Source organism: Lysobacter sp. TAB13 (genome assembly GCF_052113885.1).
Classification (GTDB): Bacteria; Pseudomonadota; Gammaproteobacteria; order Xanthomonadales; family Xanthomonadaceae; genus Lysobacter; species Lysobacter gummosus.
Map to the genome: position 1 here is coordinate 1 of NZ_JBFRDR010000341.1, position 379 is coordinate 379.

Here is a 379-nt window from a genome sequence, read left to right on the forward strand (position 1 = left end):
ATGCGGCTTTCGCCCTGCATGCCAACCCTGGCGAAATCCAGATCGAGGCGCTCTCGGGAAGCTATGCCGGTGGCAAGGTCACCGGGCGGCTAACGGCACGGCGTGAAGGTGGGCTTGCGCAGCTCTCCGGCCGGATCGCCCTGTCGCAGCTCGATCTCGCCATGCTCACCGGCAATGCCCTTGCCGGGAAGCTGTCGGGCCAAGTGGAGGGCGGCGGTTCCGGAGAGAGCCCGGCGCGACTGGTTGCCGGGCTAGGGGGCGCGGGGACCTTCACCATAGCAGGCGCGAGCCTCACCCGGTTCGATCCCGGCGGCTATGCCCGCGTCATCGCTGGGACCGGAGAGGATGCATCCGAAAGCGAAACCGGCCGTTTGCAGAG

At 68.1% G+C, this 379-nt stretch carries 1 protein-coding gene; it reads left to right on the top strand.

Translation table 11 applies throughout. The features are described from left to right. Positions 1-379, top strand: a 379-nt coding sequence (locus tag AB4Y92_RS26450) for a hypothetical protein (RefSeq protein WP_441822321.1), incomplete at both ends; no start/stop codon positions are given.